Raw genomic sequence first — 17,695 nt, forward strand, 5'->3', positions numbered from 1 at the left:
GGGGCCATCAGCCCGCGGCGAGCCGCCTCTTGACCGCCGCCGCGACGCGGCCGCCCTCTGCACGGCCCTGCACCTTCGGGTTGACGATCTTCATCACGGCGCCCATCGCACGCGGGCCCTCCGCTCCCCCGGCCTGCGCCTCCGCGACGGCCTCGCCGACCAGCGCGTCCAACTCCTCGTCCGTGAGCTGCGCCGGCAGATAGCCGGAGAGGACCTCGCCCTCGGCACGCTCCCGCTCGGCCTGCGCGGCACGGCCGCCGTCGGCGAACGCCTCCGCCGCCTCCCGGCGCTTCTTCGCCTCCCGCGTGATGACCTTCTGCACCTCGTCGTCCGTCAGTTCGCGGGCGGACTTGCCGGAGACCTCCTCCTTGGAGATCGCGGTGAGCGTCATGCGGAGAGTGGCGGAGCGCAGCTCGTCGCGCCCCTTGATCGCTGCCGTCAGGTCGTCCTGTAGCCGGGACTTGAGCGTAGTCATAGCGTTTCCGTGTCCTCCAGAGATTCCGGTGCACATCATCTCTCATGCGCCGGCCCGGTCTCGCGCGATGTCCCGCTCTTGTCCGATGTCCCGGTCTCATGGGCGGGCGCGGTCTCGTGGGCCGACCCGGAGGCGCTCGCGCGCGGTGCCGACCGTCCGTGGCCGTCCGTGGCGTACGTAGGTGGCCGGGCACGGAGTGCGAGGGAGACGCCCGGTCTGCGACCATGGCGCCATGCGCGCGCGATACGGAATCCCCCTCACCCTGACGGCACTCGGCGCGGCCTGCGTGGGCTATGCGACGCTCGTCGAGCCCCGCTCCTTCCGGTTGCGGCGCGTCACCGTCCCCGTACTGCCGCCGAGCATGCACTCGCTGCGCGTACTGCACCTCTCTGACGTCCACATGGTCGGCGGGCAGCGCAAGAAGCAGCGCTGGCTGCGGTCCCTCGCGGGCCTGCGCCCCGACTTCGTGGTCAACACCGGCGACAACCTCTCCGACCCCGAGGCCGTCCCCGAGGTGCTCGACGCCCTGGGCCCGCTGATGGACTTCCCCGGCGCGTACGTCTTCGGCTCCAACGACTACTACGGCCCGAAGCCGCGCAACCCCGCCCGCTACCTGATGGAGAAGGCCAGCGGCAACCACGGTCTCAACGGCAACGCGCCCGCCGTCGGCGCCGTGCACAACCCGTGGGAGGGCATGCGCGACGCCTTCGACGCGGCGGGCTGGGTCGGCCTCAGCAACACCCGCGGCCGGCTCAAGCTGGACGGCGGCCAGGAGATCGCCCTCACCGGCCTCGACGACCCGCACATCAAGCGGGACCGCTACAGCGAGGTCCTCGGTGGCCCCGAGCGGGACGCGGACTTCTCGCTGGCGCTCGTGCACGCCCCGTACCTGCGCTCCCTGGACGCCTTCACCGCCGACGGCTATCCGCTGATCCTCGCCGGACACACGCACGGTGGGCAGCTGTGCGTCCCGTTCTACGGCGCCCTGGTCACCAACTGCGACCTGGACACGGACCGCGTCAAGGGCCTCTCCACCCACGTCGCCGGCGGCAACCGCTCGTACCTCCACGTCTCCGCCGGCTGCGGCGCGAACCGCTACACCCCGGTCCGCTTCGCCTGCCCACCGGAGGCGACTCTGCTGACGCTCACGGCCCGCGACTGATCCCTTACGGAACGCACGGCAGTTCTTGGCGGCAGCCGGAGCGGGACTCGTACGCGAAGCGGGGGCTCGTACGCTGAGACGGACCCCGAGGGGGGCGGGGTGGGGCCCGCACCATCGCCCCTCGTCACCCCTGCTCGGACGGCCCGTCCCACGTAATCCGGATTTCGCCTCAGCGTCCGCCTGGGCTAGAGTGGTGCGCGTTGCTTCGGGGTGTGGCGCAGCTTGGCAGCGCGCTTCGTTCGGGACGAAGAGGTCGTGGGTTCAAATCCCGCCACCCCGACAGAGGAAGTAGCAGTTCAGGGCCACCTACGAACGTTCGTAGGTGGCCCTGACGCATATTCAGGGTGCTCCCGGAGATCGTTTGGCGAAATCCTGGCGAAGATCGCAAATCCTGCGCTAGGCGCAGGGTCCCTCTCTCCGCGTTGGCATGCGCCACGTCACGAAAGCCATGTGGCCGCAGGTGGACGAGCCGGTCCGCGCGCGGACGTGAACCCGAAGAGGAGAAGGCGCCGACGGGGTCGGTCAAATTTCACCTATCGTCACCCAGCAACCACGTGTTGGCTGTCATTCGTGATGTCGGTGATGTCAGGACTGGACGAAGGCGAGCAGGTCGGGGTTGAGGACGTCCGCGTGGATGGTGAGCATGCCGTGCGGGTAGCCCGGATAGGTCTGCTGGGTGCCGTTCTCGAGCAGGTCCACCGCGTGCGGCACGGAGCTGGCGAACGGGACGACTTGGTCGTCGTCTCCGTGCATGACCAGGACCGGGACGGTGATCTTCCGCAGGTCCTCGGTGTAGTCCTCCAGCCATGTATTGGGTGTCTCGTAGTGGGCTTGGATGCTGCCGGCCATGGCCTGCCGCCACCAGTTTGCGATCACCCCTTCAGACCGCTCGGCTCCGGGCCGATTGAAGCCGTAGAAAGGCCCTTCCGCGACGTCGCGGAAGAAGTCAGCCCGGTTGGTCAGAGTCCCGGTCTTGATCGCCTCGAACCATTCCAGGGGCTGACCCTCCGGGTTGTCCTCTGACTGATACATCTTCGGCGTCAGAGAGGCGACCAGCACCGCCTTAGCGACGCGATCCGGGTAGCGGGCCACGTAGCGCGCAACCTCGCCGCCACCCGTCGAGTGTCCAATGTGGACGGCGTCCCGCAGGTCCAGGTGCTCGGTCAGCGCCGCAAGATCCTTGACCCAGTGCTCCATGTCATTGCCCGTGCTGACCTGTTCCGACCGGCCATGTCCGCGCCGATCGTGTGCGATCACCCGGTAGCCGTTCTGCAGGAAGAACATCATCTGAGCGTCCCAGTCGTCAGCCGACAGCGGCCAACCATGGCTGAAGACGATCGGCTGACCGGAACCCCAGTCCTTGTAGAAGATGTCCACACCGTCGGGAGTAGTGATCGTAGGCATCGACTTGTTCCTCTCTGGTGGTCGGACATATGTAGACAAAAGTGCCGTCACACTCAGCGTAGCTCGCTACATAACGACGTATTTTCTGAGGCGACCTTCGACGCTGAGCAAAGCCCTCGGTGCATGCAGTCCCGGTACTCGACGGTTTCGGGTGAAAAGAGCCACGCCGCTCCGCTCGCCGCGCGGTCCGGCTCACCCCGCCGGGCCGACCCTTCTGTCTCCGCCCGCTCCGGCCCCGGCGCCGGTCCGCGGACGCGAGCCACAAGACAAGGGCCGCTTGGGATTCTCCGTGTCAGGTTGCGGGGAGTAGCACCGTGTAGTCCAGGCCGCTCAGTGAGGCGGCTGTGTCCAGCGCATCGTCGAAGTGCTCCAAGTCGAAGGCGCGGGCGTTCACCTGGGTCAGATCGACCGTCCCGGCGCGTACGAGCTGCCAGACTTCCAGTGCGGTGGCGGAGTCGAACATGAACGAGCCGGTCACTGTGAGCTGTTGGCGCTGGATGCGCTGGTAGGGCAGGGCGAGCTCGTGGCGGACGCCCCCGACCAGGACCGCGGTGCCTCGCAGGCGCAGAGCGTCCAGGCAAGCCAGAGTGGGATCGGTGGTCGGGGTGTGGGCGACGACGTCCAGCAGCAGGTCGGCCCCCGCGTCCGTCTCCCCTCGGATGACCTCACCGTCCCGCGCGCGGTCGCCGGTCAGCACCACCGGCCTCACTCGTGAGTCCAGTCCTTCAAGCACGGCCAGGGACTCCCGCCTGCGTCCGGTGGCGATCACCTGGGTCGCGCCCCGTGCGAGAGCCGCCAATACAGCCGCTCCCCCGAGATTCCCGGTGGCACCGTTCACGATGACGCTCTGACCGCCGCGCAGGCCCCCGCGACGCAGGCCGCCGTCCGCGATGGCCAGCGATGCGAGAAAGGGCAGAAGTTCCGGTCGCGTCCACCGGTCCGCCCCGGGAAGGACCGTCACGCAGGAGGCGGGATAGCACGCCCGCTGGGCGAAGCTGCCGTGCCGCCACCGGTGTTGCATGCGCGCCGACCGTGCGCTGCCGGTGCCGGTCCACCCGATGAGGATCTCGTCCGCCGAACCGGCCATCTCCCCCGAGGAATACAGCGAGTTGCACAACACCACCTCGCCCACGCCGACGCCGAACACGTCGTCCGCCACAGCCCGTACCCGTCCGATGCACGTCGGTCCCGGCACGAGAGGGACCGGCAGGTCGTAACGCAGTTCACCGGTGAGCACCTGGCGGGTGTAGGACGGCACGCGCACAGCCACGACGTCGACCAGAACACCGCCCGGCTGCACCTCCCGGTCATCCACATCCTGAACTGCCCACCGTCCACCGACCTGTTCGAGCCATACCCCGCGCATGCCGTCAGCCTACGAACACCTGACTTCACATGCATTCGATAAAGCCCCGAGGCTCAGAGTGCCGAATTCGCCCGTCAGTTGAGAGTTCGGAGCGCTCCTCCCGGTTAAGGGACCCCCTGCGGCGTCGCTGCGCGATGAGCCCCCGATCCCTCGCTCCGAGCCAGCTCCACAGCTCCACCCCAAACCCGCTGCACCGACCTCAGCGCCCAACCCTCCGCATGCCGCGGACGCCGACACGAAAACCCACTGTGCTCGATGGCGATGTAGTCCCCAGCGTCCCCAACTCCCTTCCCTGGGGGTACGCAAGCGTGTTGAGGAACGAGGGCCGAACACGTATCGGGACACGCCGTACGGGATCGAGGTGCGGGACGACGGGACGCTCGTCGGCTTGGTGCGGCTACGGGACGCTGAGCCGGAGACGGGCTGTGCCGAGCTGGACATCTATCTGGGTGAGGCGGATCGCTGGGGCCGCGGGTACGCCACCGACGCGCTGCGCACCATGTGCCGGTACGGGTTCGACAGCATGCGGCTGCACAAGATCTCCCTGACGGTGGTCACGGAGAACCACGCTGCGCACCACATCTACCGGAAGGTCGGCTTCGTCGAGGAGGGTCGACTGCGGCAGGGGTTCCGCCGGGACGGCCACTGGTACGACCAGTACGCGATGGGGATGCTGAAGGGGGAGCTGCGCTGACCATCCCCAGGCCGTGCCACACGCGTGCCAGAACGGCCGGCGGACGTTGGGACGATCGGCGCGATGACAGAGGATGGCGAGCAAGTCGATGCCGGAGCCGGACAGCGTGCACATCGTCGACTACCGGCCTGAGTGGCCGGCGCGGGCCGCCGGCACGATCGGTGCTCTGCACAAGGCGGCGCCCGGGCTGTTCGTGGAGATCGAGCGCGTCGGCTCCACCGCGGTACCGGGGCTCGCGGCCAAGCCCGTCATCGACCTGATGGCCGCAGTTCACGACCTGGCGGATGCTCGCTCTCGGCAGGCGGCACTGGCGGCGGTGGACTTCCACCCGCACGACAACGGGATGACCGACCGACTGCTGTACGTACGCACCGAGAGACGCGTCCGCAGCCACATCCTGCACGTGGTGACGCTTGCGAGTTGGCCCACCCGGAACCAGCGGATCCTCCGGGACTACCTGCGTACTCATCCCGACGACGCAGCCCGGTACGCCCGGCTGAAGCAGGCGATCGCCGCCGCCGGCACGGCACCGGGCGAGTACACCCAGGCGAAGACCGCCCTCGTGCAGGAACTCACCGACCGTGCTCGCGCACAACTCGGCCTCCCGCCGGAACCCGTGTGGGAGAAGGGCTGACATACGGCGCCGCGGGATGCGCGCCGAGGCCGAAGCCGAAGACGGCGGCCACCGACAGGTCGGAGACGCTTCCGACTACCTGTGGTTCGACAAACGAACGGAAAGGCCCCTAGCCCCCCATCCAAGATCGAGGCTGGGCAGTGACTTCGCGTGTCACGCTCACATCAGGGGTTGAGTATGGTGCTCGGTCCGCCGATGTCCGCGAGGTGGGGTGACGCTGCCTGCCCCGGCGCAAGCGGGGAATCCTGGATTTGGTGCGCTGTCAAATCGCTTCTGCCAGCGAGGAGTTAACCCGTGATCGGAGAACGTGTTGCCTGAGGTCGACGACGAGAGAGTGCTGGCGGCCGATGCTGACAGCCGAAAGGTGGACGGACGGACCAAGGGCCAGCGGATACGCAACAGCGCACTGGCCGCAGTCGGCCTCGGCGTCGCCGTACCGGTGCTGGTTCTGCTGTCCCGGCACAGCATGCTCGTCATGCTGACCCTCGGCGGCATGCTCATTGGCGCTCTTGCCCCGGAGATCTGGCACCGCGCCAGCGGAGGAGTACGGCTGACCACGGTGAACGTCACCGCGCCTCCGGGCACGAACTGGTCGTTCGCCGTCACCCACGACGCCCGCGTGACCGCCCGCCGGATCTACAACCAGCTGGCCCGGCGCATCACGACGCGACCGCTTCTGGACGGCACCGGCACGGAGAAGGCGGCGATCAAGTCCCTGAAAGCCGCCTTCGACGCCCTCACGGCCCACCTGGACGAGCAGGCCACGGTCCCGCCGTCGGCGAAGACCGACGACGTCGAAGCGCTCGTCCTGGAGATCCTCAACACGCACCTGGGCCCGTTCCTGGCTGTCTGGCACCCGCTGGCGGACAAGCAAGAAGAGTCAGACTCGTGGCCCCTCGCAGGAGAGTTCCGGGCAGAGCTGCGCCGTCTGCAACAGGAACTACGGCCCTATATCGTCGCGCTCGGTGACGTCGGCCTGGTGCGCGACCCGGAGCGCGTCTACAGCCACCAGCCCCGCTTCCTGCCACCGCGCCTCACCGAAGACGGCCGCCTCGTCGTCACGCTCCCCGCCGACTTGCCCGGCCCGACCGCCACATCGGAGAACCAGAGCAATGAGGAGCAGTAAATACGCACTTCCATGTCACGGGGCATGCCGGTGATCTGGCGCAGGGATCAGGTTTACGTGCTCCCAAACCGGTGCCTCTACCAGGGACGGCCCGATCACCGTTCAGCTGCGTGTCACCTGCCACGGCGAGCACAGGAAGCCATGGACCCTCACACCGGAGATACGGCCGCCGCCTCAACCGCAGTTCGCTTGGATCTGACAACGGAACGTGCCACGTGTCAGCACGGCACAAGTCCTGACGACCGCGCATCACTTCTTCGACTTCTGATCACATTGCTGCCGGCCTTGGCTCGCCCATGGAGATTCCGCCGGCCTCACACTTGCGGTGCACCGAATCTGGCCCGCTCCATGAGGTCGATCACGTAGTGCACGATCTCCACCGGCTTGGTGGTTGCAGCGAAAATACGGTGGTCGACGCCGAGTTCGGGATTGAAGTTCACTGAGTGGATCAGGACGGGAAGGCCGATGACCATGCTCTCCAATTCGCGCAACATGCTGATGCCCGCCTGAGGATCTCCATGCCGATCTATGTCGCTGATGATGAGGTCGTAGGAGCCATGGCCGAGTGCCAGTTTTGCCTCATTGGTCGAGTGCACTGTGTCCACGCGCATTTCCATGGACCGGAAGAGCCTGATCAGGGCGCCGTTTTTCTCCGGGTGGTCGTCGACCCAGAGGATTTTCCCGCCGCTCAGTGTGTCGGCCGCATGCTCCAGCCTGCCGAGGACTCCACGCCTGGCAGCCGACGTCACAGTGATATCGCTCTCCTCGGCAACTTGGTCGATCAGTCGCCCTGCGATCTCGATCTCAACTCCGAGGGTCCGGAGCGCGGTAACCCGAGGAACCAGGCTTTGGACGATCGTCCCCCGCAACGACAGGTAGACGACGGTGGCGAAGGCTACCCATAAGAGGCTGGGCAACGTGTCAATCAACTTGACCCATATCCCTTCCGGCACTCGACCATGATCAGGCCTACGGAGTGAAGCTGTACAGCTTCGCCGGCAGAACAACGGACGTCGGGACGATCGCCGCGATGACAGAGGACGGCGATCATGTCGATGCCGGACAGCGTGCACATCGTCGACTACCGACCTGAGCGGGCTTGCGAGTTGGCCCACCCGGAACCAGCGGATCCTCCGGGACTACCTGCTTGCTCATCCCGACGACGCGGCCCGGTACGCGCGACTGAAGCGGGCGATCGCCGCCGCCGGCACGGCACCGGGCGAGTACACCCAGGCGAAGACCGCCCTGGTGCAGGAACTCACCGATCGTGCTCGCGCACAACTCGGTCTCCCGCTGGAACCCGTGTGGGAGAAGGGCCACATGTGGACGCGCAGCCATGGGAGTTGACCGCTGCCGGTTCGGTAGGGCGGCGCGGGGTGCGGCAACGGCCGTGACTGTCGCTCGCTGAGACCGGCCTCCGGCTACCTTGCGGAGACCCCGGGCCGTACGCGGCGACCAGCGCTCACGGTGCCGTGAAGAGGTTCGGGAAGCGGGGGGCGAGCCAGGGCTTGCGGCCCCATGTGAGGACGTGGCCCCTTGCCATGGCGGCCCAGGGGCCGCGGCGGCCGAGTGCCATGAGGAGGAAGTCGACCGGCTCGGTGAGGATGGTGCAGTCCGGGCGGCTCGGCGGGCGGGGGCTCGCGTCCATCGCGCCGTCGGTGAGGGTGACGCCGAAGCGGGCGCCGCCCCACAGACGGATGGTGTAGCGGGCGGTCATCCCGGTGGTGACGGCGGGGTTCGTGACACGGGGCATGGCCGCGATCAGGAACGGCAGTGTCAGCTCGACCCGGGCGCGGTTGATCATGTGCGGACGGCCCAGTGCGCGGGCCAGGTCGTAGCCGTGGCCGAGCATGTGCGTGAGCAGATACGGGCCCAGTTCGGGCCGGCCCATCGGCCCCAGCGGGGTGAACAACGGGGCGTCCTCGCCCGCGGGTTGTGCCACCGCGTCGAGGAACGCGTCGGCCTGTTCCACGATCATCCCGGCCAGCGGTACCGCTCCGCGCTCCTCGAATTCGGCGAGAGCGCGTTCGTTGGCCGCGGCCAGGCTCTGCGCCGTGCCGTCTCCGTGGACGGGCTTCTGCCCCGCCGCGATGTCGGCGATCAGCTTGTTCGCCTGTGCCAGGTGCGCTGCCGCCTCCCCGACGGTCCACTCGGACGCCGGCACCGGGATGCTGGTGTCGTCGGTGCCGCGCAGCAGTGCGGCGATCTCCTCGGCCGTATCGCGTATGGCATCGCCGAGCCCCTCGGGCAGAGCGCCCCGTGCCTCCTGACCCGCCACTGAATCCATGCCGCTCGCTCCTCGGCTGCGTATCCGCAGCACATCGTGCGGTCTGCCTGCGGACCGCCTCTTGATCGCTCGTGTACGGAACCAGGCGGCGTCTGCTGGGACAAGGGGTTGAGCACCGTGGATCGGGCGGTCGTGTCGGACGAGGCGTGTCCGACGGGTCGTACGGGCCGCCGTCCGCACGCGGTGCCGGTTCCGGTGCCGGTGCCGGAAGGCCACGCATCACGCGTCAGGTCATGTGCCGGTAGCGCCATACCGAGAGCGGGACGAATACGGCGAGGATGCCCGCGATCCATGCGGCCGCGCCGCCGAGGGTGGGAGGCACGCCGGGGACGAGCGCCAGCGAGCGCGCCGCGTCGGCGGTCAGGGTCACCGGGCTCACGTTCGCGAACGCTTCCAGCCAGTTCGGCATGCTCGACACCGGGACGAACACCGAGCTGGCGAACACGAGCGGGAAGAGGATCACGAAGCCGGCCGACTGGGCCGCCTCGGCGCTCCGTACCATCAGCGCGACGAAGGCGAAGATCCAGCTCAGCGCGAGGCCGAAGGCGCTGACGAGAACGATGGAGCCGAGGGCCGGTACGACACCGGCCTGGAAGCGGAAGCCGATGATGTAGCCGACGAGGATCATCAGCCCGACGATCAGGACGTTGCGGAGCAGGTCGGCGGAGGTACGCCCGACGAGCACCGCGGACCGGGCGATCGGCATGGTGCGGAACCGGTCGATCACGCCGAGCTTCAGGTCGTCGGACAGGCCGAGTGCCGTCATGCTCGCCCGGAATGTCACCGACTGAACGAGGATTCCGGGCAGCAGGTAGTCGATGTACGTGACGCCGCGGGGCAGCGACGGGCTGATCGCGCCGCCGAACACGAACGCGAACAGCAGCACGAAGCTGATCGGCTGGATCGTCGAGAAGACCAGCAGATCCGGCTGGCGGATGAAGTGGCGCAGGTTGCGCGTACTGACCACCCGTGCGTCGGCGACGGCGGCACGGACCTTCGCCGGCGTGAGCCGCCTCCACCGGGGTGGCCGCGTCTCGGCCGTGGCCCGGGCCGCCCGGGTGCCGGCGGCCGGGGCCTCGATGCCCGGTCCCTCGTGCGTAGTGGTTTCCGCGGCGGCTTCCGACGCGGCTTCGGGAGCGGCTTCCGACGCGGCTTCGTCCTCGCTCGGCGGCGCGCCCGTCAGCTGGAGAAAGGCGTCTTCGAGGGTCGGGCGGCGGAGGCTGAGGTCGCTCACCGCGACCTCAGCCCTGCGCAGGGCCGAAGCCGCCCTCTCGATCATCTCGAGGCCGTCATGGGGCGCGGGAAGTGTCAGCCGGCCGGGCTGATCTCCCGGTTCGGGCTCGCCGCAGCCGATGCCGACCAGCGCGGACCGTGCTCTGTCGCGTTCCCCGACGGCGACGAGTTCGACCTCCAGGAGCTTGCCGCCGATCCGGTCCTTGAGCTCGTCCCCGGTGCCCTGTGCGATCACGCGCCCGTTGTCGATCACGGCGATCCGGTCGGCGAGCTGGTCCGCCTCCTCCAGGTACTGGGTGGTGAGCAGGAGCGTCGTCCCCTCGCCCGCCAGCTCGCGCACGACCGACCAGATCTCGTTGCGGCTGCGCGGGTCGAGTCCGGTCGTCGGCTCGTCGAGGAACAGCACGCGCGGGCGGGTCAGCAGGCTCGACGCGAGGTCGAGACGTCGCCGCATGCCGCCCGAGTATGTGCCGACCAGGCGGTCGCCGGAGTCGGCCAGGTCGAAGCGCTCCAGCAGCTCGCCCGCCCGGCGGCGGGCGGCCACGGCCGGGAGGTCGAAGAGACGCCCGAACATCTGGAGGTTCTCCCGGCCGGTGAGCATCTCGTCGACGGCCGCGAACTGGCCGGTCAGCCCGAGGAGTTCGCGTACGCCTGCGGGATCGCCGACGACGTCGCGGCCGAAGATCCTCACGCTTCCGGCGTCCGGAGCGAGCAGGGTGGCGAGCACCCGTACCAGGGTCGTCTTGCCGGCGCCGTTCGGCCCGAGCAGTCCGAAGACGCCGGCCTCCTCGACGTTCAGATCGACGCCGGCGAGCGCCGTGGTCGTTCGGAAGCGCTTGACGAGGCCCTCGACATGGATGGCGGAACCAGGCATCGCTCACTCTCCGAAAGGCGCGCTCTATGAGACCGATTGCGTCGTCCGCACGCGCTCAAGTGCTTCGTCGGGAGACTTACGCGCCTGTCGGCGGATCCCATCGAGCGCTTGGTTCAGCTTGCCCTTTCGTTTCCGGGGTGGCCGGTTACGCGGCGGCGTGCCGCGGTGAGCGGGGAGGCGTGCCCCGGTGAGCGGGGAGGCGCTGCGGCCGGTGAGCATGACGAGCCGGCAGCGGCCGTACGTGCGATGGGCGCGGGCGGGTGCGGGCGGGTGCGGGCGGGGACGCCGCGCTACCGGACCGCGCTACCGGGCCGCGCTATCGGGGGTTGTCCCGCAGCCAGGTCAGCACCTGCCCGGCGTGTTCGTCCGGCGGGAAGACCGGATAGAAGGCGTGCTCGATCCGGGCGTCGCGGATGATCAGCGTCAGCCGCGTGTAGAGCGTCGTTCCCTCCACCTCGAAGGTGGGCAGGTCCAACTCCTGGGCCAGGCTCCGTTCCGGGTCGGAGAGCATCCGGAACGGCAGGCGGAGCCGGTCGACGACCTCGCGCTGGTAGCCGGTGTCCTGGCTGGAGAGGCCGAACACCCGCGCCGCTCCGGCGGAGAGCAGCTCCTGGTGGTGGTCGCGGAAGCCGCACGCCTCGGGTGTGCAGCCGCGCGCTCCGGGGATCGCGTCCCACCCCCGGGGCAGGTCGGTGCCCGGGCGGCCGGTGAGCGGATAGACGTAGAGCACGGTCCGGCCGGTGCCCAGCGCGTCCAGGCGGACCGTCTTCCCGTCGGTGGTCTCCAGTGCCAGCGGCGGCACGGCCGTTCCCGGCAGGTGATCGGCGGCGCCGTCGTCCTCGGGTACGGGCAGGTCGGGCGGCAGGCTCATGTAGTCGCTCATCGCGTCCTCTGCTTCGTCGGCCGGTGGGATGCGGCTGCCCGCGACGGGCGGCCTGATGCCGGTGTGCGATCAGAGCCGTCCTGCCGCCGGTGAGCCGGGCCGGTGAGCCCGGGGCACCCGGTTCACCGGGCCGGTTCGCCCGGCCGGTTCGCCCGGCCAGTTGGCCCGGCGGCCGGTCCGCGGACCGCATCGGCTCGCCCCGAAGAAGCTAAGCCCTGCCCCCGAGGGCGACAATCCGAAGTCGCCGTCCGGTGTTCCGCCGGTCCCCGCCGAACCGCACCCCGGCCTCACGGCTGAGTGAGGCCGAGGTGCGGGCACCGGAATCGAGCGATGGCGGAATCAGGTCTTCCGGCCTTCGGCGCCGACCCCCGCCTCCGCCTTCCCCTCGGCCGGGGAGGCAGATGCCGTGGCGGGATCCGGGCGTCCGGCGGGGTCCGCGCGCCCGGCGGGATCCGCCCGTCCGGCCACCGCCGCGGACAGCGCAGAGGACTCCCCGCCCTGGAGACGCAGATCCCTTCGGAACCGCCGCAGCAGGAGCACCGCGGTCGCGGCGAAGCCGGCGCACAGACCGGCCCACACGCCGGCCGCGTCCATCTCCAGCACGTAGGCGCACAGCAGCATCGCCGGGGTGCCCACCGCCCAGTAGCCGATGAGCGTGTAGTGGAACCCGCTCTTGGTGTTGCCTAGTCCCCGCAGCAGCCCGACGCCGATGTTCTGCGCTCCCTTGAAGAACTGGTGGGCGATCGCGAAGAACAGCAGCGTATGGGCGACGGACAGCGCGCTCTGGCTCGTGCCGTCGTCCAGGAACAGGCCCAGCACCGGGTCCGGCGCGGCCACGTAGACCAGTCCCACCGCGACCATCAGCACGGCGCTGAGCGTCAGGGCCCGGTGGCCGGTACGGGCGGGCTCGCCGGTGTCCTTCTGTCCGACGGCCCGGCTCACCCAGATCGAAGACCCCTGCGACAGGCCGATGTTGGACTGGTACACGATGTACGCGCACTGGTTGACCACGTTGTGCGCCGCCAGCGCCCCCGGTCCGAAGCCGCCCATCAGCAGCGTCGCGACGGAGGTGATGCCGGCCTCGGAACCGTAGGTCAGCGAGATCGGCAGCCCCAGCCGCAGCAGGGTGCGGGCGATCGACAGATCGGCCTTCCAGCCCCGTACGGACAGCAGGGGCGCCAGGTGGGAATCGCGCCGCACGATCATCAGGAACCCCAGGAACGTGAGGACCTGGACCGAAGTGGTGGCCAGTCCGACGCCGGTGAGCCCCAGCCGGGGGAAGCCCGCCCAGCCGTAGATGAACGCCCCGTTGAGGCCGGCGTTGACGGCGACGGAGGCGATGGTGATGCCCAGCAGCGAACCGGGCCGCCGCATGCCCACCGCGAACTGCCGCAGCACGTTGAGCCACAGCATCGGGATCAGTCCCGGTGCCAGAACGATCATCATCGGGCGGGCCAGGGCCAGTACCCCGGCGTCCTCGCCGAAGAGGGTCAGGGCGTAGCTGAGGACCACCAGGGCGAGGGCGCCCAGCACGCCGACGGCCGTGGCCACCAGGAAGGACGCCTGTAGGGACTCCCGTACCTCGCCGCGGGCGACGTCGTCGATCTCCCGTTCCCCCGGATCGTCCGCCGCTTTCCCGCCGCCCCGGCCGTCGCCGCCCGGGTCGTCGCCGCCCGGGCCTCGCGCCCGTGCGTGACTGCGCCCGGCGGCGGCGGCCACCAGATTGCCCACCGGGGTGACGGCGCCGACGCACATCGTCCGGAGCTGGTTGTACATGGTGATCGCGAGGCCGCCGGCGGCGACGGCCTTGACGCTCATCAGGCCCATCATGGCGAGGTCGGTGGTGGTCAGTGCCACCTGGGCCAGCTGGATGCCCGCGATGGGTGCGGAGACGGCCACCAGGGGCCGGTACTCGCGCACCGTGCGCTGGAAACTCATGCGCGTGATCCTGCCTTCACGGTCTCGCGTATCTCTTCTCCGGGCTCGCGCATCTCTTTGCCCGGCTCGCGCATCTCTTTGCCCGGAAAGGTCGGCACGGGCCCGGCGTAGCCGTCGTAGAGCCGGTTCAACTCCTCGTCGACCGCCGGGTCCAACAGGCCCCGCTCACTCATCCATTCGTCGTCGAAGACGGTGTCGAGGTACTTCTCGCCCGCGTCGCAGATCAGCGTCACCGCGGTGCTGCCTGCGGGCATCGCGGCGAGGCGCTTGAGCGCCGTGAGCACCGCCGCTCCGGCCGAGCCGCCGATCAGCAGGCCGGTGCGCCGGGCGATCATGCGGGCGGTGGCGAAGGCCTCCTTGTCGCCGACCTTCACGCCGTCGTCGATCGCGGAGTAGTCGACGTTGCTGCCGACGGGGAAGCCCTGCGGGCTGCCGCTTCCGCTCTGCCAGTACTTGCTCCCTGGGCCGCCGAAGATGATCGAGCCGTGCGGCTCCACGCCGATCGTCGTGACGTCGGAGCCGAGCCTGCGCAGCTCCTTGGCGGTGCCGCACAGTGAACCTCCGGTGCCGACGGCTCCGATGAGGTAGTCCACGTCGCCGTGGAGATCGGATAGGAGTTCGTGGGCCAGTCCGCGGTAACCCTCGGTGTTTCCGGGGTTGTTGTGCTGGTCCGGCCAGTGGGCGTTCTCCTCGGCGTCGGCCAGTTCGCCGGCGCGCTCCCGCCGGGCCATGGTCTGCGGTCCGCCGGTACCCTCCTCGCCGATGTAGACGAGGTCGGTGCCGAGGGCCGCCAGGTTGCGCATCTTGTCCTTGGCGGCGTGGTGATCGACGACCGCGGTGAACCGGTAGCCGCGCTCGATCGCCATGAGCGCCAGGCCGAGTCCGGTGTTCCCGGAGGTGGGTTCGATGATGTGGCCGCCGGGCCGCAGCCGGCCGGACAGCTCCGCGTCGCGGACCATCTGCGCGGCCATGCGCACCTTCGCGGAGCCGGTGGGGTTGAACTGTTCCAGCTTGAGCAGGAGCCGACTGCCGTTGCCTGAGCAGCACAGTTCGAACAAGGGGGTACGGCCCACCAGTTCGGATACGCCGTACACGATGTTCTCGGATCGGTTGTGCATCGGCTGCCTTCCTCGCGATGCGGGTGGTGCTTCGGGGGGCTTGGGTGAGCGGTTCAGCGGTCGAGCTGCCACCGGAAGCGCTCCTTCTCACGGGAGAGGACGACCCTGGAGGGAAGCGGAAGCTGGTGGAACTCCGTCTCGTTCTTGTCCATCTGGTATCCGGCCGTGTTGGGGTAGACGAGCAGGTCGCCGTACTCGGGGGGCCGCGGGAGCCGCACCTTGCGCCACGTGAGCATGTCGTATTCCATGCAGCTCGCGCCGCCGACGCAGGCGAGCACGGGTCCGCCGCTCCCGTCCCCGTTCCCGAGCCCGTTCCCGTCCCCGTTCCCGGCCCCGTGGCCGTCGGCGGTCGAGGGCCACAGCACGGGGTCGGGAAGGTACTCGCTGCCCTTCCACTGCTCGGAGACGCTCATGCTCAGCCCGTTGACGGTGACGAACCCGTGGTCCGGGCGCGGCTTGTAGCCCTGCACCGGGAAGCAGGAGAAGCCGGCGCCGTCCAGCAGCGCCCTTCCCGGTTCGAGCAGCAGCCGGGTGCCGGTGGCCGCGAACTTCGCGCCCACCGTGGCGTGTTCGCCGCCGGCCGGGCTGTCGAGTACGGCCGTCAGCATCGAGGCACCCACCGGGGACTGGTGGTACGGGTAGAAGTGGGTGAACGTCTTGCCGTTGTGGAACCAGGAGTCGGTGTAGTTCTCGTTGAACTCCCGCCAGGCGTACGGGTCGACGTAGCTGACCGCGAATCCGCCGCCGATCGAGACCGAGTCGGCCGGCAGGCCGCGCTCCCGCGCCGCGAGGCAGCGGTCGACCAGGTCGGCGGCGAGCCGCGCCCGCGGTTCGACGGCGTATCCGCCCAGATGGAACGAGAAGCCCTCGCAGACCAGCCGTTCACGTTCCGCGGCACACACGTCGAGGGCCTCTTCCAGCTCGGCGGGGGCCAGGCCGAACCGGCTGTGCGCGTCGGCCTCGGGCAGTACCCGCAGCAGCAGGCGGACCCTTCCGGTCCCGGCTGCGATACCGCGCAGCCGCTCCAGTTCGTCGAGGGCGTCGACCGCGACGAGAGCGCCGTGGCGGGCGGCGAGCCGGAGCAGCTCGTTGCTCTTCGCGGCTCCCGTCACCACGATCTCCTCGCCCGGCACCCCGTACCGGAGTGAGTCGGCCAGTTCGGGAACGCTCGCGACGTCGGTCCCGGAGCCGGTCTCGGAACAGACGGGCAGCCAGCAGGCGGACTTGTTGGCCTTCTTGCCGAAGTAGACCTGCCCCTCGACACCGGCGCCGCGCAACGACTCCTTGAACGCCCGCGCGTTGTCGGCGAAGCGCTGCGGATACAGCACGTGGAACGGGCCGTTCACCGCATACGCGATGTCCCCGAGCAGCCACGGATCCGCCCGCGCCTCCTCCGCCCACGCCGGTTCGACGGCGGGGAGGGACACGGTCCTGGGGGCGGCGGCGACATCGGTCAGCTCCACAGCGCCACCTGCTTCCCGCGGCCGTCCGCGATCGCCTTGTGCGCCAGCGCGTGCGCCACCGGAATGTCGGTGATGACCATGCCGCTGCTGAACGCGAAGACCCGGTCGCTCTCGTCACGGCGTGCGAGGGCGCGCCCGGCGACGACGTCGGGGAACTCGGCGTCGATACGGGCCGAGCCGTCCTCGGCCGCGAACCGCGAGCCGGTGATGCCCAGTTGGCCCTCGTTGGTGGCCAGCGCGTAGTCCGCCTGGCTCAGGGCCGCGGAGTCGACTCCCTTGCTGGAGACCGAGATCAGCAGTCCCCCCGGCTTCATCCAGCCGGTCTGCACCTTGGGGTGTGCGGCGCGGCCGGAGGCGGCGATGGCGATATCCGCCTCGGCCACGGCCTTCGGCACGTCCTCGACCAGCTCCAGCTCCCGGTCGGGGAAGTAGTGGCGGAGCCGTTCGAAGGTGGCGGGGATGCCGACCTCGTGGGTGCCGAACAGCATCAGCCGCTCCAGGTTCGGCAGCACGGTCAGCAGGTAGGGCAGGGTGTTGAGCGCCTGCGCACCGGTGCCGATCATCAGCGCGGACCGGGCGTCGGACTTGGCGCACTCCTCCGCGATGAGGGCTGTGGTCGCCGGGGTACGAGAGGCGCCCACGCGGTGGCAGTCCATCAGCGCGAACGGCATCCCCGTGGTGTCGTCGTAGAGGCTGATGGCCGTGTAGTACTTCTCGGGGTTGTCGTTGCCCTGGCGGTAGGAGGTCTTGAAGCCGACCTGCTCGACGTTGCCGTCGTATCCGAGCATCGAGTACGACACCGCGTCCCGGTCGGCGTCGGGCAGCGGCATCATCAGTTTGGTCGGGCAGCGTGACGCACCCCGGGCGTAGGCCAGATACGCCTGGCGTACCGCGGAGATGACTTCCTGCGGGCTGATCTCCAGGTCGGCGAGGTCGCTTCGGGTGAAGAGATGCAGTTCCGGTTCGGGCATGCTGGGCCAACCTCTCGGTCGGATCGTCTGTTTGCTCAAGTTCGCGTCGTCTGGGCCGACTTCGCGG

16 protein-coding genes and 1 tRNA gene are annotated in these 17,695 nt (G+C 69.3%); 6 read left to right on the forward strand and 11 right to left on the reverse strand.

Going from position 1 to position 17,695, the window contains the following annotated elements:
- Positions 1 to 7 precede the first annotated feature (7 nt).
- Positions 8 to 475 carry a GatB/YqeY domain-containing protein gene (locus HCC61_RS23375; protein ID WP_169138479.1) on the reverse strand — a complete coding sequence of 156 codons (468 nt, stop codon included), beginning with the start codon at positions 473 to 475 and terminating at the stop codon, positions 8 to 10.
- Positions 476 to 707: 232 nt separating this feature from the next.
- Here HCC61_RS23375 and HCC61_RS23380 point away from each other — a divergent pair, with 232 nt between their 5' ends.
- Together HCC61_RS23380 and HCC61_RS23385 are read left to right on the forward strand one after the other, a co-directional pair.
- Positions 708 to 1,637 (forward strand): metallophosphoesterase, encoded by a 930-nt coding sequence (locus HCC61_RS23380; RefSeq protein WP_169138481.1) that lies wholly within the window; start codon positions 708 to 710, stop codon positions 1,635 to 1,637.
- Positions 1,638 to 1,843: 206 nt separating this feature from the next.
- Positions 1,844 to 1,917: transfer RNA gene (locus tag HCC61_RS23385), tRNA-Pro, on the forward strand.
- A 305-nt stretch (positions 1,918 to 2,222) separates the two neighbouring features.
- Here HCC61_RS23385 and HCC61_RS23390 read toward each other — a convergent pair.
- Together HCC61_RS23390 and HCC61_RS23395 are read right to left on the reverse strand one after the other, a co-directional pair.
- On the reverse strand, positions 2,223 to 3,041 hold the full coding sequence (locus HCC61_RS23390; RefSeq protein WP_169138483.1) for an alpha/beta hydrolase: 819 nt from the start codon (positions 3,039 to 3,041) through the stop codon (positions 2,223 to 2,225).
- Between the two features lie 292 nt (positions 3,042 to 3,333).
- A complete protein-coding gene (locus HCC61_RS23395; RefSeq protein WP_169138485.1) occupies positions 3,334 to 4,407 on the reverse strand; it encodes a zinc-binding dehydrogenase in 1,074 nt (357 codons plus the stop codon).
- Positions 4,408 to 4,699: 292 nt separating this feature from the next.
- Here HCC61_RS23395 and HCC61_RS23400 point away from each other — a divergent pair, with 292 nt between their 5' ends.
- The 3 genes from HCC61_RS23400 (at position 4,700) to HCC61_RS23410 (ending at position 6,861) form a co-directional block, all read left to right on the forward strand.
- A complete protein-coding gene (locus tag HCC61_RS23400) occupies positions 4,700 to 5,101 on the forward strand; it encodes a GNAT family protein (RefSeq protein WP_169138690.1) in 402 nt (133 codons plus the stop codon).
- A 73-nt stretch (positions 5,102 to 5,174) separates the two neighbouring features.
- Positions 5,175 to 5,735 (forward strand): GrpB family protein, encoded by a 561-nt coding sequence (locus tag HCC61_RS23405; protein WP_169138487.1) that lies wholly within the window; start codon positions 5,175 to 5,177, stop codon positions 5,733 to 5,735.
- Positions 5,736 to 6,045: 310 nt separating this feature from the next.
- A complete protein-coding gene (locus tag HCC61_RS23410; RefSeq protein WP_169138489.1) occupies positions 6,046 to 6,861 on the forward strand; it encodes a hypothetical protein in 816 nt (271 codons plus the stop codon).
- 314 nt (positions 6,862 to 7,175) lie between these two features.
- Here HCC61_RS23410 and HCC61_RS23415 read toward each other — a convergent pair whose 3' ends face one another.
- Positions 7,176 to 7,814: a response regulator gene (locus tag HCC61_RS23415; RefSeq protein WP_169138491.1), complete on the reverse strand. Its 639-nt coding sequence runs from the start codon at positions 7,812 to 7,814 to the stop codon at positions 7,176 to 7,178.
- A gap of 136 nt (positions 7,815 to 7,950) precedes the next feature.
- Here HCC61_RS23415 and HCC61_RS23420 point away from each other — a divergent pair, with 136 nt between their 5' ends.
- A complete protein-coding gene (locus HCC61_RS23420) occupies positions 7,951 to 8,208 on the forward strand; it encodes a GrpB family protein (protein ID WP_169138692.1) in 258 nt (85 codons plus the stop codon).
- 115 nt (positions 8,209 to 8,323) lie between these two features.
- Here the strand turns inward: HCC61_RS23420 and HCC61_RS23425 are convergent, their stop codons facing one another.
- From HCC61_RS23425 to HCC61_RS23460, 7 genes are all read right to left on the reverse strand, one after another.
- Entirely contained in the window at positions 8,324 to 9,148 is an 825-nt protein-coding gene (locus HCC61_RS23425) for a maleylpyruvate isomerase family mycothiol-dependent enzyme (RefSeq protein WP_169138494.1), read from the reverse strand.
- 226 nt (positions 9,149 to 9,374) lie between these two features.
- Positions 9,375 to 11,255 (reverse strand): ABC transporter permease, encoded by a 1,881-nt coding sequence (locus HCC61_RS31560; RefSeq protein ID WP_206322909.1) that lies wholly within the window; start codon positions 11,253 to 11,255, stop codon positions 9,375 to 9,377.
- A gap of 316 nt (positions 11,256 to 11,571) precedes the next feature.
- Positions 11,572 to 12,138 carry a peroxiredoxin gene (locus HCC61_RS23440; RefSeq protein WP_169138496.1) on the reverse strand — a complete coding sequence of 189 codons (567 nt, stop codon included), beginning with the start codon at positions 12,136 to 12,138 and terminating at the stop codon, positions 11,572 to 11,574.
- Positions 12,139 to 12,477: 339 nt separating this feature from the next.
- A complete protein-coding gene (locus HCC61_RS23445; RefSeq protein ID WP_169138498.1) occupies positions 12,478 to 14,076 on the reverse strand; it encodes an MATE family efflux transporter in 1,599 nt (532 codons plus the stop codon).
- Positions 14,073 to 15,194, reverse strand: a complete 1,122-nt coding sequence (locus HCC61_RS23450) for a cysteine synthase family protein (protein WP_169138500.1) — start codon at positions 15,192 to 15,194, stop codon at positions 14,073 to 14,075. Before HCC61_RS23450 ends, HCC61_RS23445 begins: the two co-directional genes overlap by 4 nt.
- A gap of 53 nt (positions 15,195 to 15,247) precedes the next feature.
- The gene (locus HCC61_RS23455; protein ID WP_346777348.1) at positions 15,248 to 16,657 is read right to left on the reverse strand and encodes an alanine racemase; all 1,410 of its coding nucleotides are present in this window, start codon (positions 16,655 to 16,657) and stop codon (positions 15,248 to 15,250) included.
- Positions 16,648 to 17,628, reverse strand: a complete 981-nt coding sequence (locus HCC61_RS23460) for an ornithine cyclodeaminase (protein WP_169138502.1) — start codon at positions 17,626 to 17,628, stop codon at positions 16,648 to 16,650. Before HCC61_RS23460 ends, HCC61_RS23455 begins: the two co-directional genes overlap by 10 nt.
- Positions 17,629 to 17,695: the final 67 nt, after the last annotated feature.

Source organism: Streptomyces sp. HNM0575, from assembly GCF_012726265.1.
Lineage (GTDB): Bacteria > Actinomycetota > Actinomycetes > Streptomycetales > Streptomycetaceae > Streptomyces.